Annotated in this window: 11 protein-coding genes and 1 tRNA gene; 8 read left to right on the top strand and 4 right to left on the bottom strand. The window is 67.4% G+C overall.

Annotation, left to right across the window (positions count from 1 at the left end; all coding sequences use genetic code 11):
* Together SMCB_RS01105 and SMCB_RS12915 are read left to right on the top strand one after the other, a co-directional pair.
* Positions 1 to 297, top strand: a complete 297-nt coding sequence (locus SMCB_RS01105; RefSeq protein ID WP_045534442.1) for a hypothetical protein — start codon at positions 1 to 3, stop codon at positions 295 to 297.
* Positions 294 to 1,016: an HNH endonuclease gene (locus SMCB_RS12915; protein ID WP_045534440.1), complete on the top strand. Its 723-nt coding sequence runs from the start codon at positions 294 to 296 to the stop codon at positions 1,014 to 1,016. The genes SMCB_RS01105 and SMCB_RS12915 overlap by 4 nt, the downstream gene beginning before the upstream one ends.
* Before the next feature lie 118 nt (positions 1,017 to 1,134).
* Here the strand turns inward: SMCB_RS12915 and SMCB_RS01095 are convergent.
* A tRNA-Asn gene (locus SMCB_RS01095) sits at positions 1,135 to 1,210 on the bottom strand.
* A gap of 136 nt (positions 1,211 to 1,346) precedes the next feature.
* Between SMCB_RS01095 and SMCB_RS01090 the strand changes: the two genes are divergently transcribed.
* From SMCB_RS01090 to SMCB_RS01080, 3 genes are all read left to right on the top strand, one after another.
* Positions 1,347 to 3,005: a bifunctional aminoglycoside phosphotransferase/ATP-binding protein gene (locus SMCB_RS01090; RefSeq protein WP_144400213.1), complete on the top strand. Its 1,659-nt coding sequence runs from the start codon at positions 1,347 to 1,349 to the stop codon at positions 3,003 to 3,005.
* 152 nt (positions 3,006 to 3,157) lie between these two features.
* The gene (locus SMCB_RS01085; protein ID WP_231851267.1) at positions 3,158 to 4,570 is read left to right on the top strand and encodes a TIGR03862 family flavoprotein; all 1,413 of its coding nucleotides are present in this window, start codon (positions 3,158 to 3,160) and stop codon (positions 4,568 to 4,570) included.
* 40 nt (positions 4,571 to 4,610) lie between these two features.
* Positions 4,611 to 5,252, top strand: coding sequence for an MBL fold metallo-hydrolase (locus SMCB_RS01080; protein ID WP_045534438.1), 642 nt, complete (start codon positions 4,611 to 4,613; stop codon positions 5,250 to 5,252).
* Between the two features lie 12 nt (positions 5,253 to 5,264).
* Here the strand turns inward: SMCB_RS01080 and SMCB_RS01075 are convergent, their stop codons facing one another.
* Positions 5,265 to 6,176, bottom strand: coding sequence for a M48 family metallopeptidase (locus SMCB_RS01075; protein ID WP_082027148.1), 912 nt, complete (start codon positions 6,174 to 6,176; stop codon positions 5,265 to 5,267).
* A 26-nt stretch (positions 6,177 to 6,202) separates the two neighbouring features.
* Between SMCB_RS01075 and SMCB_RS01070 the strand changes: the two genes are divergently transcribed.
* A complete protein-coding gene (locus tag SMCB_RS01070) occupies positions 6,203 to 7,894 on the top strand; it encodes an AmpG family muropeptide MFS transporter (protein ID WP_197539307.1) in 1,692 nt (563 codons plus the stop codon).
* A gap of 312 nt (positions 7,895 to 8,206) precedes the next feature.
* Here the strand turns inward: SMCB_RS01070 and SMCB_RS01065 are convergent, their stop codons facing one another.
* Both SMCB_RS01065 and SMCB_RS01060 read right to left on the bottom strand, forming a co-directional pair.
* Positions 8,207 to 8,662, bottom strand: coding sequence for an acyl-CoA thioesterase (locus tag SMCB_RS01065; protein WP_082027396.1), 456 nt, complete (start codon positions 8,660 to 8,662; stop codon positions 8,207 to 8,209).
* A gap of 79 nt (positions 8,663 to 8,741) precedes the next feature.
* On the bottom strand, positions 8,742 to 9,665 hold the full coding sequence (locus SMCB_RS01060; protein WP_034114116.1) for a LysR family transcriptional regulator: 924 nt from the start codon (positions 9,663 to 9,665) through the stop codon (positions 8,742 to 8,744).
* 144 nt (positions 9,666 to 9,809) lie between these two features.
* Between SMCB_RS01060 and SMCB_RS01055 the strand changes: the two genes are divergently transcribed.
* Both SMCB_RS01055 and uvrA read left to right on the top strand, forming a co-directional pair.
* Positions 9,810 to 11,285: an NADP-dependent isocitrate dehydrogenase gene (locus SMCB_RS01055; RefSeq protein WP_045534436.1), complete on the top strand. Its 1,476-nt coding sequence runs from the start codon at positions 9,810 to 9,812 to the stop codon at positions 11,283 to 11,285.
* Between the two features lie 305 nt (positions 11,286 to 11,590).
* A complete protein-coding gene (gene uvrA / locus SMCB_RS01050; protein WP_082027395.1) occupies positions 11,591 to 14,509 on the top strand; it encodes an excinuclease ABC subunit UvrA in 2,919 nt (972 codons plus the stop codon).
* Positions 14,510 to 14,599 lie beyond the last annotated feature (90 nt).

The following is a 14,599-nucleotide window of genomic DNA, read 5'->3' as shown; positions in this document are numbered from 1 at the left end:
ATGCAATACCTGAAGAAAAAAGGCATTGAAAGTGTCCGTGACATCAACCAGATAGCCAACTACGCCTTGGTGGAGTGGGGCGACAACGTCGCCATCTCTGACGGTCCTCCCTCTGCGTACTGGCCTGAATACGCCAAGCGCTTTACAGATGCCGAGTTGACCGCAATGGCAAACTGGCACGCGTTGCCCGCCGACTGGTGGACGCTTTCCTACGACGACTTTTTGAAAGCACGCCGCCCTTTGATTGCAGGCGTCATCAGAGCGGGCTATCATAAGTTGCTGGATGAAGACAAGTGACACCGCTTGAACGCATTCGTATCGAGAAGGCTGCTTCCGACTGCGGCTTTGAACGCCAAGCCATCTTGAATCAAAACGGCCAACTGGAACTTAGGTCGGCCACGTTCCCTGAAGTCGTGTTTGTTCGTGTAGCAACACCGCTGGGCTACCAGTTGACGGTATCGGTGCCCACTTTGCTTGCCACTGGTTCTGGCGATGGCGTGCTGCTGGTTGAAGGCATTGAGCAGCTTTACCAAGCACTACAGCACGCGGCTGCCACTGCGCGCACCATGCCAAATCGGGTTGCTGACCAGTTCCGAGCCAAAACAAAGACCCTACCCAAATCGACCGAGGCCGAGCGCCTAGTGGTACAGCGTGTCGGCCAAGACCTGTTCCGCAGTGCTTTGCTTGACTATTGGCAGGGTCGTTGCTGCGTCACCGGCCTGGCCGTACCGTCACTGTTGAGGGCGTCTCACATCAAGCCCTGGGCCAAGTGCGAGTCTGACGACGAAAGGCTGGATGTATTCAATGGCTTGTTGCTGGCACCCCACCTTGATGCCCTCTTTGATGGTGGATGGATTTCATTCTCTGAACAGGGCGGGATGTTGGTTTCCAAGCTGTTGAGTGCAGCTGCGCGTACCCAACTTGGCATCGACCCCAGTTGGTCCATCAAAAGTCTGAAGAGTGCTCATATGGTGTACTTGGCCTATCACCGCGAGAACGAGCTTCGATATGACTGATGCGCTATCGCTATCAGTCGCGCTATCAATGCAGCGACACAGCCTGTGCTATCGCCAGAAACGACAAAGGCCCTTCGATAAAGGCCTTTGTTTCTAACAGCTTAAGACACTGTATATCTGGCTCCCCGACCTGGGCTCGAACCAGGGACCTACGGATTAACAGTCCGGCGCTCTACCGACTGAGCTATCGGGGAAGAACCCGCATTGTAGCACCGTTTTTCGGCCACTTTGGACGCGGCAGCTTGTCGTGCAGCACCTTGGCGCGAGGCCTGCTGCCACCCAGCCTCTCAGCCCACTGATGGTACTGGCTGCACGCTTTTGGCCTACTCTGTGCCCTACACTGCCCACATGACCGTGTGCATCGAGACCCACATTTCGCGCGTGCTGCTGCATGGCGCGTGCGCTTACAAGCTCAAAAAGCCGCTGCGCCTGCCTTTTCTGGATTTTTCCAGCACGGAGCGGCGGCGCTGGTTTGGGCTGGAAGAACTGCGCCTGAACCGACGCACGGCGCCCGAGCTGTATTTGGGGCTGCGCCCTCTGAGCACCAGCTGGGAGGTGTTTGCCGCCGACCCCGAGGCCGCGCTGCACGCCAGCAGCGTGCACACCGCGCTTGACTGGGTGCTGTGCATGCGCCGCTTTGCCCCCGATGCGCTGCTGGCCGAGCAGGCCCGCCGTGGCTGCTTGCGCCCGCAAACCATCGACGCCTTGGCGGCCCACGTGGCGGCCTTTCATCAGTCGCTGGCACCGCTGCCGCTCGAGGCGCTGCCGCAGCGCGACACCGCCCATTGGGCGCATGAAAGCGTGCAGGCCATGCTGGCGCACCCGGCGCTGGCGGCACCGGAGCGGGCTGCCGTGCAGGCGCTAGGTGCTGCGCTGCAGACGCAATTGCAGGCATTGCACCCTTGGATGCAGGCGCGCGCGGCTGCGGGGCAAGTGCGCGAGTGCCACGGCGACTTGCATCTGGGCAACCTGATCGAGTGGGAAGGCGGGGTGCGCGCTTTCGATGCACTCGAATTCGAGCCCGATCTGCGCGCCCTCGACGTGATGCACGACGCCGCCTTTGCCTTCATGGATCTGCTTCAGTACCAACTGCCGGCGTTGGCGTGGCGCTTCCTCAACGGCTACCTGGATGCCACGGGCGATTTCGACGGCGTGCGCGCCCTGCGCCCATGGGCCGCCTACCGTGCGCTGGTGCGCGCGCGCGTGGCTTTGCTGAGTGGCTACGGTGGGCCGGGGGCTGCGTGCGGCAGCGCTGCTACCGATGACAGCGGCGCCTGCTGTGAGTGCATCGACCAAAACGACCACGGCAATTGTTATACCAGCAGCAACAACACCGCCACCGCCCTCATCGGAGCCCCCCACGCCAGTTACCTCGCCTGCGCCCAAGCCCTGCTGGCCGCACCCGCGCCACCCGGCGTGTGGCTGATCATGGGGCTGAGCGGCAGCGGCAAATCGACCGTGGCGCGGCTGCTTCGCGATGCCCTGGCGCAACAGGGGCGCGCCGCCCTGTGTCTGCGCTCCGACCTTGAGCGCAAGCGCTTGCTGGGCGTGGCCGCCACGGCGCGCCCGAGTGCGGCGCAGCAAGCGCAGTGGTACCACCCAGACACGACGCAGCGCACCTACGCCCGGCTGCAGCAAGCGGCGCAGCAGCTGCTGCAAGCTGGCTGCTCGGTGCTGATCGACGCCGCCTGCCTGCGCCGCCACGAGCGCCAGGCCTTGCGCGCGCTGGCTGCGCAACAGCAGGTGCCGTTTCACCTATGGCATTGCAGCGCCAACCCCGAGCAGGCACAACGGCGCATGGCCGCGCGCCAGGCCGACAACCACGACCCCTCCGACGCCGACGCGGCCGTTCTGGCGCTGCAGCAAAGGTTTTTTGAGCCCCTCGAGGCCAGCGAAGAAGCTGGGCTGTGGCGCTTGCACAACGACGGCGACCTAGTGGCGCTAGAAGCGCAAGTGCGCACCGCCCTGCGAGAGGGGAATGCGTCATGATGAGTGCCCACAGCTCAATCAGCGCGGCGGCGCAGAGCCCGTTGCCCCCGCCCACGACCGGTGGGGCGATCCACGCGGTGCCTATCGGCATCACCCCCCACCCCCCCCTGCACTGCCCGGTGGCCATCGTCGGTGCCGGACCGGCGGGACTCATGGCGGCCGAGGTCTTGAGCGCCGCCGGCTTTGAGGTGCACCTGTTCGACGCCATGCCCACGGTGGGGCGCAAGCTCTTGCTCGCCGGCATCGGTGGCCTGAACCTGACGCACGCCGAGCCGCTGCCGGCTTTTAAGGCCCGCTACGGCGCCCGCGCTGCAGATTGCGGCCGCTGGCTCGACGTCTTTGGCCCGCAGGCGCTGCGCGACTGGGCCGCCGGGCTGGGCATAGACACCTTTGTGGGCAGCTCACAGCGCGTGTTCCCGCGCGACATGAAGGCCGCGCCCTTGCTGCGCGCTTGGTTGCAGCGGCTGCGCCATCCAGCCAGCGGCGTGCCGGTGCGGTTTCACATGCGCCAGCGCTGGAGCGGCCATTTGCAGCCGTTGGCCCCAGCAGCGCCACAGCAAACGCCTTCGACACCCCCCACCACACCCACCACACCCACCACACCCACCACACCCCAGAGCGCACACGCCGCGCCACCCGGCTACTGCCTGCACCTGCAGGGCCCACAGGGCCAGACCGAGGTGCACGCACGCGCCGTGTTGCTGGCGCTGGGCGGTGCGAGCTGGCCCCGGCTGGGCTCCGACGGCGCTTGGATGCCGTGGCTGGCACAGCACGGCGTGGCCTTGCAACCGCTGCGCCCCAGCAACTGCGGCTTCGACGTGGCCGTGGGCACGCGCCTAGGCTGGAGCGCGCACCTGCAACAGCGCTTTGCCGGCGCCGCGCTCAAGGGCGTGCTGCTGCGCTTCACCGACGCCAACGGGCAGGCCTTCGAGCGCCGGGGCGAATGCGTGCTGACTCAAACCGGGCTCGAAGGCAGCCTGATCTACGCCGCCTCCGCGCAACTGCGCGACGCCATTGAAACCGCAGGCCGGGTGCGCATCGCGCTCGACCTCAAGCCCGACTGGAGCCGCAGCCGCTTGCAAGCCGAGCTGGAGCGCGAGCGCAGCGGCCAGTCGCTGGGCACGCTGCTGCGCAAGCGCTTGGGCCTGCCCCCCGCGCAAGTGGCGCTGCTGCACGAGGTGCTGCCCCCCGAACAGCGCCACGACCCGGCCCACGTGGCGGCCACCCTGCAAAACCTGCCGATCGATTTGGTGGCCCCGCGCCCGATAGCCGAGGCCATCAGCAGCGCCGGCGGGGTGGCGCTGGAGCGCCTGAACGACGCCCTGATGCTGCAACCCCTGCCCGGCGTGTTCTGCGCCGGCGAAATGCTGGACTGGGAAGCCCCCACCGGCGGCTACCTGCTCACCGCCTGCATGGCCAGCGGGCGCGTGGCGGGCTTGGGGCTGGCGGCTTGGCTGCAGGCGCAGCCAACTTCTGCCTCAACCTGCGCGCCTACAGCCGCTGCATCTCAAACCGCCGAGCAACCGCCCCCGAACATCACAGGGGACATTGCTGCTTTGGGCTGATGCGCCCCCACCGCCCGCCGCCCTGCCTACAATCCAGCCCATGCTGCACTACCACACCATCACCGTCACGCCGTTTCAGCAAAACTGCAGCCTGCTGTGGTGCGACCAGACCCAAGCCGCGGCGGTGATCGACCCCGGTGGCGACCTCGACGAGGTGCTGGCCGAGGTGCAGCGCCTGGGGCTCAAGCTCGAGCAGATTTGGCTCACCCACGCCCACATCGACCACGCCGGGGCCGCCGGCGAGCTGGCGCAGCAGCTGGGTTTGCCGATCATCGGGCCGCACCCGGGCGACCAGTTCTGGATCGACGCGCTGGCGCAGCAAAGCCAGATGTTTGGCTTCCCGCAGGCGCGCCCCTTCACGCCCACGCGCTGGCTGCACGACGGCGACACGGTCACGCTCGGACGCAGCAGCGTGCAGGTGCGCCACTGCCCCGGCCACACGCCCGGCCATGTGGTGTTTCACAGCCCCGAGATCGGGCGCGCTTTTGTGGGCGATGTGTTGTTTGCCGGCAGCATTGGGCGCACCGATTTTCCGCAGGGTGACCACGAGCAACTGCTGGCCAGCATCCGCGAGCGCCTGTGGCCGATGGGTGACGCGACCGTGTTCATCCCCGGCCACGGCCCCGAGAGCAGCTTTGGGCGCGAGCGCCGCAGCAACCCCTACGTGCGCGACCCGCTCTGAGGCTATTGCCCTTCAGCCGCGCCGCCGCGCCTGCTCGAACAGGCCCATGACCTTGGGCGCATTGGCTTGCAATTGAGCAATGCGCTCAGGCCCGGCCGGGTGCGTGGACAAAAAGTTGATGCCCGCGCTGCGGTTGCGCGCAATCATCTTCTCCCACAGCGTCACACTGGCTTGCGGGTGGTGGCCGGCGCGGGCGGCGATCTCTAGACCCACCAGATCGGCGTCGGATTCGTCTTCGCGGCTAAAGCGCAACGCCAGCAACTGGGTGCCGAGGTTGGCCGCCACGTTGCCCAAATCGCCCAAGCCCAGCAGCTGCGCCCCGAGCGATAGCCCGAGGCTGGTGGCCTGGGTTTTGGCCAAGCGCGCACGGGCGTGCTCGCGCACCGCGTGCGCGGCCTCGTGGCCCATGATCATGCCGATCTCGTCGTTGCTCAGGCGCAACTGGTCGAGGATGCCGGTAAAAAAAGCGATCTTGCCGCCGGGCATGACAAAGGCGTTGATCTGCTCGCTGCGGATCAGGTTCACCTCCCACTGCCACTGGCGCGAGCGCGCGTTCCAAGGGTGGGCAAAGGGGATCTGGCGCTGCGCGATGGCGCGCAGATTGCGCAACTGACGGTCCGAATCCGGGGCCAACGCGCCCTGCTGGCGCGCCTGCTCCATCATCTGGCGGTACTGCTGCGCCGCCGCCGCTTCGAGCTGGGCCGCCGGCACCAAGTGGCGCAGGCGCGAGCCCTCGCCCACGCTGACTTGGGCCTTCGCCGCCGTGGGCAACAAACCGCCGGCGGCGACCGTGGCTGTGCCGGCCGCAGCGGCCAGCATGAAGCCGCGGCGCGAAGTCCAGCGCTGCGGGGGCGCCCCATCATCGGCGTGCGCCAGCGGCGCGATGGGGGCAAGCGGAGTTTTGAGTTCACATAGCCAGCACATGGCGCAATCATAGGCACAATCGCGGCATGCGTGTGTCAGCTTCTGTAACAAACCCCAGCCCGGCCGACCCGACCTTGGCCACGGCCGGTGCGGTGCCCCCTGCCGCGCTTTCCGGCAATGCGCCCTCGGTGGCCCTGCCCGCCGGCGCACCCGCCGGCGCGCCCGACGCCGACTCCGCCGCAGCCCCCCCCCTGCACACCTGGGGCGAGACCCTGCGAGCGCTGTGGGATTGGCGCGTCCTGAGCCTGCTGATGCTGGGTTTTTCTGCCGGCTTGCCGCTGCTGCTGATCTTTTCTTCGCTCTCACTCTGGCTCATGGAGGCCGGTGTCGAGCGCCGCGCCGTGACCTTTTTTAGCTGGGCGGCACTGGGTTATTCGTTCAAGTTCGTCTGGGCGCCGCTGGTGGATCGGCTGCCGCTGCCGTGGCTCACCGCGCGCTTGGGGCGCCGGCGCGCCTACATGTTGCTGGCGCAAGTCGGGGTGGCCTGCGCCATCGTCGGCATGGCCATGACCGATCCGGCCCAAGGCCCGCAGGCGCTGGTGGCGATGGCGCTGTTTGCGGTCATGCTGGGCTTCATGTCGGCGACGCAAGACATCGTCATCGACGCTTACCGCATCGAGATCGCACGCCCCGAGCAGCAGGGCCTGCTGTCGGCGGCCTACATCGCCGGCTACCGCGTGGGCATGATCGTGGCCGGGGCCGGGGTGCTGTTTCTGGCCGCGCACTGGGGCACCTCGCGCGACAATTACCAGTTCGAGGCTTGGCAGTCGGCCTACCTGATCATGGCGGCGGTGATGGGCATCGGCATGCTCACCACCTTGCTCACGCCCGAGCCCGAGAGCTCGCGCCAGCAGGCGCAGCTGGCGCCCGCGGGGCAGCACCTGCGGCTGCTGGGGGTGTTTTTGTTCAGCGTCGCCGGCTTTGTGGGCGTGTTTTGGGGCCTGGGGACGCTGGGCTGGCAGTCGGAGCGCGGCGCCGGCGCGCTGCTAAACCTGCTGCTCGAGGCCAGCCGCATGGCGCTGGCGCTGGGCAGCGCCTTTGCGCTGGGCGCGGTGCTGATTCGGCTCGGGCTGGCCGACCGGGAACAGGCGCGCATCACGTGGGTGGAGCCGCTGCTCGACTTTTTCAAGCGCTACGGCTGGCACACGGCCGCGCTGCTGCTGGCGCTGGTGGGGCTGTACCGCATCTCCGACATCGTGCTGGGCGTGATCTCCAACATCTTCTACCAAGACATGGGCTTCACCAAGCCCGAAATCGCCACGGCGGTCAAAACCTACGGCCTAGCGATCACGATTTTTGGCGGCTTTCTGGGCGGCATTCTGGCCTACCGCATCGGCGTCATGCGGGCGCTGCTCTGGGGCGCGATTCTGTCTGCCCTCACCAATCTGGCCTTCATCGCCTTGGCCTACGCCGGGCGCGACCTGACTTTGCTCTATTGGGTGGTGTCGCTCGACAACCTCGCCGCCGGCTTTGCCAGCGCCGCCTTTGTCGCCTTTTTGTCGAGCCTGACCAACATCCAGTTCACCGCCGTGCAGTACGCGATCTTTAGCTCGCTCATGACGCTGCTGCCCAAAACCCTGGGCGGCTACTCGGGCGCCATGGTCGATGGCATGGGCTACCCGGGCTTCTTCATGCTCACGGCGCTGCTCGGGGTGCCGGTGATCGCGCTGGTGTTGCTGGCCAAGCAGCGGCTGCAAATCGCCGAGCGGCCGCCATAAAGCCGGAACATCGGCACTTAAGACGATTCTTAAGCCACCCTGGCGCTTATCGCCCTGCGCTCCCCCAAACAGGGGATAGTCAAGCCTTTGCTGCACCTGCACAATCGGCACCTGTCGCTGTCAACACAGTCGGATGAAGGGCGCAACAGATTGCCCGCAGGGTTTGGAGGCCCTCAGATGGCCGCCACTAGAGGACTACATGGTTTCCCAACGACGCCTTGATGGACGTCATTGCCGCCTTCGGGCGGCTTTTTTTTACCCGCATGGCAAAGTCACCGTGCAGCGCGTGGCTTCTGCGTGAGTGCTGGCCGTCTATTTGGGCACCGGTCGCGGCCGCCCCTGCTCGTCGATCGCCACGTAGGTGAGCGAGGCCTCGGTCACCTTGACATAGCTGCCCTGTGCCGCAAAGCGCTCGGCATAGACCTCCACCTGCACCGTGATCGAGGTCTTGCCGATGCGCGTCAGGGTGGCGTAAAAGCTCAAAATATCGCCCACCCGCACCGGCTGCTTGAAGATGAACTGGTTCACCGCCACGGTGGCGATGCGCCCCTGCGCCAACCGCGCCGGCAGCACCGAACCGGCCAGATCGACCTGGGCCATGACCCAGCCGCCAAAAATGTCGCCGTTGGGGTTGCAGTCGGCCGGCATGGGGATGACCTTGAGCACCAGTTCGTGCTCGGAGGCGGGCCGGGGGATGTGGGCGGGGCGCTCGCTGTGTGCGGGCGCAGCGCCCCCTTCGGGAGCGGGTGAAGCAGGGGTCGTGTTCATGGCCGCATTGTCGGGCATTGGCAGGGAACAGGGCAGCATGGTCACGCTGGGCGGGCACGCGGCCCTGCCTCTCAGCCTCTCAGCCCACCCCGAGCCCGGCCGGCAGGGCGGCGCGCAAGTGTTCGATCCAAGCGCTGGCCGCCAGCGGCAGGCGGCGGTCGCGCCGCCACACCAGTTGCCAGGTGCGGCAGATCGGGAACCCGGTCATGGGCAGCAGCGCCAGCCCTTCTTGCGCCGGATCGGCATCGAGCGCGTGGCGCGACAGCACCGCCAGCCCCAGCCCGGCGGCCACAGCGTGCTTGATGGCCTCGTTGCTGCCCAGCGTCAGGCGCTCGTCGGGCTCCAGGCCGTGGGCGCGCAGGTGCTCCAACACCACCTGGCGCGTGCCCGAGCCGCTCTCGCGCCACAGCAGCGTCTGGCCCTTGAGCGCCTTGAGCGGCAAGCGGCGCCGCTGCGCCCACGGGTGCCCGGCCGGGCCGATCAGCACCAGCGGGTTGTCCAGCACCGGCAGCGCGTGCAGCGGCGGAAAGCTGGGCGGGCGCATCATCAGCGCCAGATCCACGCGCTCGCTGTGCAGCAGTTCCACCACGGCGTCGCGGTTGTGCACCGCCAGTTCGATGTCGATCCCCGGGTGCGCCTGCGCAAACGCGCTGATCCACTGGGCGATGAAATACTCGGTGGTGGTCACGCCGGCGATGCGCAGCGTGCCGCGCTTGAGCCCCTGCAGCGCCAGCAGCTCTTCTTGCAGCGCCTGCCAGCGCGTGAACATATCCAGCACCGCCTCGCGCAGCAGCACCCCGCTGTCGGTGACGCGCACGCCGCGCCCGGCTGGGGCCAGCAACGGCTGCCCGAGTGCCGTCTGCATCTCGTGCACCTGCGCCGACACCGTGGGCTGCGCCAGGTGCAACTCGCGCGCCGCGGCGGTGATCGAACCCAGCCGCGCCACCGCCTCCCAGGTGCGCATTTGGGCAAAGGTGACGCGGGGCGGGCGCAGTTTATTCATAGCTTAAGATCTATGCATATTATGCTTAATCATAATTGGTTTGCGATGCAAAAAGGCGCCATACTTCGCGTTGGCCCGCAGCCCACAAGCGCTGCTGCGCCCCAGTCCGCATCGGTTCACCCACCCCCAAGAGGAGCATCCCCCATGAGCAACCTGGTTCCCATCACCGTCGCCCCGGGCGACGGCATCGGCCCCGAGATCACCGAAGCCACGCTGCGCGTGCTGCGCGCCGCCGGAGCGCAGATCGCGCCCGAGACCATCAGCGTCGGCGAAGCGCAGTATCTGGCCGGCCACAGCTCGGGCATCGCACCCGAGAGCTGGGACAGCCTGCGCCGCACCCGCGTGTTGCTCAAAGGCCCCATCACCACCCCGCAAGGCGGCGGCTTCAAGAGCCTGAACGTGACCATCCGCAAAACGCTGGGCCTGTACGCCAACGTGCGCCCCTGCGTCACCTACCACCCCTTCGTCAAGACGCTGCACCCCGAGATGGACTTGGTGATCGTGCGCGAAAACGAAGAAGACCTCTACGCCGGCATCGAGCACCGCCAGACCGATCAGGTCTATCAGTGCCTCAAGCTCGTGACCCGGCCCGGCTGCGAAAAAATCATTCGCTACGCTTTTGAGTACGCGGTCAACAACGCGCGGCGCAAGGTCACGTGCATGACCAAAGACAACATCATGAAGATGACCGACGGCCTGTTCCACAAGGTCTTCGACGAGATCGCCAAAGAGTACCCGCAGATCGAAACCGAGCACATGATCATCGACATCGGCGCGGCACGGCTGGCCACGCGGCCCGAGCGCTTCGACGTCATCGTCACCCTCAACCTCTACGGCGACATCATCAGCGACATCGCGGCCGAGATCACCGGCTCGGTCGGGCTGGCCCCGAGCGCCAACATCGGCGAGCGCATCGCCATGTTCGAGGCCATCCACGGCAGCGCCCCCGACATCGCCGGCAAAGGGATCGCCAACCCCTCGGGCCTGCTGCTGGCGGGCGTGATGATGCTGATCCACATCGGCCAGTCCGAAGTGGCCGAAAAGGTGCACAACGCCTGGCTGCGCACGATCGAAGACGGCATCATCACCGCCGACCTGCGCGGCTCGCTCAGCGTCGGCCGGCCCTTTGGCAGCATGGACTTTGCCGACGCCGTGATCGACCGCCTGGGCCAAGAGCCCACCAAGCTCAAGCCGGTGCGCTACGTCACGCCCACCCAAACCGCCCTCGAGGCCTCGGCGGCGGCCGCCAACTCGGGGCTGCACGCGCCACTGCCCGACCCGGTCTCGGTCAAGGCGCTGGTGGGGGTCGATGTGTTCGTCAACGCGCGCTGCAGCGCCGACTTTCTGGCCGGCCAGTTGAGCGCGCTGGTGACACCGGCGTTTCACCTGCAGATGATCACCAACCGCGGCGTCAAGGTCTGGCCGGGCGGCTTCCCCGAAACCTTCTGCACCGACCACTGGCGCTGCCGCTTCGTCGCCGCCAACGGCACCAGCGTGACGCACACCGACCTGATCGAGCTGATGCAGGTGCTGGCGCATCGCGGCATCGACTTCATCAAGACCGAAAACCTCTGCACCTTCGACGGCGAACGCGGCTTCGCGCTCGGGCAGGGGCAGTAAGGGGTACGCCACGGGCGGCGGTGGGGCGCAAGCCCGCCGCCCGAGATGGTGGGTTTGCCGGCAGGCTTGCGCGCGCCGGTCGATGCCACAGCACACCGACGAGCAACCGCGCGGGATACAGGGCTTGGGCCGCGCACCGCTGCGCCTAAGCTCCTATGATCAAGGGTTTGCCCCTGATCGAGTAGCCCTTGAACCCCGACCCCTCCACCGCCGCTGCTGCCCTTGCCTCCAGCGTCGCCGCAGCCGCGCCGCCCGACGATGGCTTGCCGCTGGCGCAGGCGCTGCGCCAGCCGGCTGCGCTGCCGATGCTGCGCGTGCGTGGCGCGCGCACGCACAACCTGAAAAACATCGACCTCGACATCCCGAAAAACGCGCTGGTGGTGATCACCGGGCTGTCGGGTTCGGGCAAATCCAGCCTCGCCTTCGACACCCTGTACGCCGAGGGCCAGCGCCGCTACGTCGAGAGCCTGAGCGCCTACGCGCGCCAGTTTTTGCAGCGCCTCGACAAGCCCGACGTGGACAGCATCGACGGCCTGGCGCCGGCCATCGCCATCGAGCAAAAAGCCACCAGCCACAACCCGCGCTCGACCGTGGGCACGGTGACCGAAATCCACGACTACCTGCGGCTGCTCTACGCCCGCATCGGCAGCCCGCACTGCCCCGAGCACGGCCAGGCGCTGCGGGCGCAAACCGTGAGCCAGATGGTCGATCAGGTGCTGGCGCTGCCGCCGGGGAGCAAAATCCTGCTGCTGGCCCCGATCGCGCGCGCCCGCAAGGGCGAGTTTGCCGACACCTTGGCCGAGCTGCAAGCGCAGGGCTTCGTGCGCTTCCGGCTCGACGGCCAAGTGCTCGAGGCCGAGCGCCTGCCGGCACTCAAGCGCCAAGGCAAACACGACCTCGACGTGGTGATCGACCGCCTCAAGGTGCGCGCGCCCGAAGCCGGTTTGGGCGCAACGCCCGCACCAGACGAAGCCGCCGACCAGCGCCAGCGGTTGGCCGAGAGCTTTGAGACCGCGCTGCGGCTGGGCGACGGCAAGGCGCTGGTGCTCGAGCTCGACAGCGGCCGCGAACACGTTCTGAGCGCGCGCTTTGCCTGCCCGCTGTGCGCCTACGCGCTCGATGAGCTCGAGCCGCGCCTGTTCTCGTTCAACTCACCCCTCGGGGCCTGCCCCGGCTGCGAGGGCTTGGGGCACGTGGAGCGCTTCGACCCGGCGCGGGTGGTGGCTTTCCCCAGCCTGAGCTTGGCCGCTGGCGCCATCAAAGGCTGGGATCGGCGCAACGCCCAGGCCTTTGGCGTGCTGCAAAACTTGGCCGCGCACTACGGCTTCGACCTCGAAGCCCCCTGGGAGAACCTGCCCGAGCCGGTGCGCCAGGTGCTGCTGCACGGCTCGGGCGCGCAAGCCATCGGCTTCGACTACGCCTTCGACGCCGGCCAGACGGTGCGCAAAAATCACCCCTTCGAGGGCCTGTTGCCCAACCTCGAGCGGCGCTGGCGCGAGAGCAGCAACCCGACCGTGCGCGAAGAACTGGCGCGCTTGCGCAGCACCCAAGTCTGCCCGCAGTGCCACGGCAGCCGCTTGCGGCCGCAAGCGCGCCACGTGTACATTGGCGAAGGCGAGCAAGCCCGCGCCATCTACCAGATCGGCCAGATCACGCTGGCGCAAGCGCTGCACTGGTTCGAACAGTTGCAGTTGCAGGGCGCCAAAGCTGAGATCGGGGCCCGGGTGCAGCGCGAAATCGCGGCGCGGCTGCGCTTTCTCAACGACGTCGGGCTGGGCTACCTGAGCCTCGAGCGCAGCGCCGAGACCCTGAGCGGCGGCGAGGCGCAGCGCATCCGCTTGGCCAGCCAGATCGGCTCTGGGCTCTCGGGCGTGCTGTACGTGCTCGACGAGCCCAGCATCGGCTTGCACCAGCGCGACAACGAGCGCCTGATCGGCACCCTGATGCGTCTGCGCGAGCTTGGCAACAGCGTGCTGGTGGTCGAGCACGACGAAGACATGATCCGCGCCGCCGACCACGTCATCGACCTCGGCCCCGGCGCCGGCGTGCACGGCGGGCGTGTCATGGCCCAAGGCAGCTGCGCCCAGCTCATGGCCACGCCGGGCTCGCTCACCGGCGCCTACCTCTCGGGCGCGCGGCGCATCGAGGTGCCCAAGCAACGCAAAGCCTTCGACCCGGCCAGCGGCCCGGCGCTGCGCCTGCTGCAGGCCAGCGGCCACAACCTGCGCGCGGTCAGCACCGCCTTCCCCGTGGGGCTGTTCACCTGCGTCACGGGCGTCAGCGGCTCGGGCAAATCGACCCTCGTCAACGACACCCTGTACCGCGCCGTGGCGCGCCACCTCTACCGCAGCCACGACGAAGCGGCGCCGCACCAGGGCCTGGAGGGGCTGGAGCATTTCGACAAGGTCATCAACGTCGATCAAAGCCCGATCGGGCGCACCCCGCGCAGCAACCCGGCCACCTACACCGGCCTTTTTACCGGCATCCGCGAGCTGCTGGCCGAGGTGCCGGCGGCGCGCGAGCGCGGCTACGGCCCGGGGCGCTTTTCGTTCAACGTGGCGCAGTCAGCCGGCGGCGGCCGCTGCGAAGCCTGCCAGGGCGACGGCGTGGTCAAGGTCGAGATGCACTTCCTGCCCGATGTCTATGTGGCGTGCGAGGTCTGCCAGGGCCAGCGCTACAACCGCGAAACGCTGGCTGTGCAGTACAAGGGCAAGCACATCGCGCAGATTCTGGAGCTCACGGTCGAGCAGGCCAGCGCCTTCTTTCAGGCCGTGCCGGCGCTGCAGCGCAAACTGCAAACCCTGCTCGACGTGGGGCTGGGCTACCTGCGCCTGGGCCAGAGCGCAACCACGCTCTCGGGCGGCGAGGCGCAGCGCGTCAAGCTGGCGCTCGAGCTGTCGAAGCGCGACACCGGCCGCACCCTCTACGTGCTGGACGAACCCACCACCGGCCTGCACTTCGCCGACATCGAGCTGCTGCTCAAGGTGCTGCACCAGTTGCGCGACGCCGGCAACACCATCGTGGTGATCGAGCACAACCTGGACGTGATCAAAACCGCCGACTGGCTCATCGACCTCGGCCCCGAAGGCGGTGCCGGCGGCGGCCAGATCCTGGTCTGCGGCACCCCCGAGCAAGTGGCGGCCTGCCCCGGCAGCCACACCGGGCGCTTTTTGCAGCGTGGCCTGCTTGGGCCGCAGGCTGCGGGCAGCGCGGCGGTGGCTTAGGCACAGCCAGCAGCCGGCTGAAACGGGCCGCCAGTCATTCACCACGATATCTCGGACTCTCAATCCGAATTTTCAAGGTAAGATGCGCAG

Origin of the sequence: Serpentinimonas maccroryi (assembly GCF_000828915.1) — a bacterium.
In the GTDB taxonomy this organism is placed as follows: Bacteria; Pseudomonadota; Gammaproteobacteria; order Burkholderiales; family Burkholderiaceae_C; genus Serpentinimonas; species Serpentinimonas maccroryi.
The sequence above is the reverse complement of the archived record's forward strand: the minus strand, read 5'-3'. Positions and strand labels throughout refer to the sequence as shown.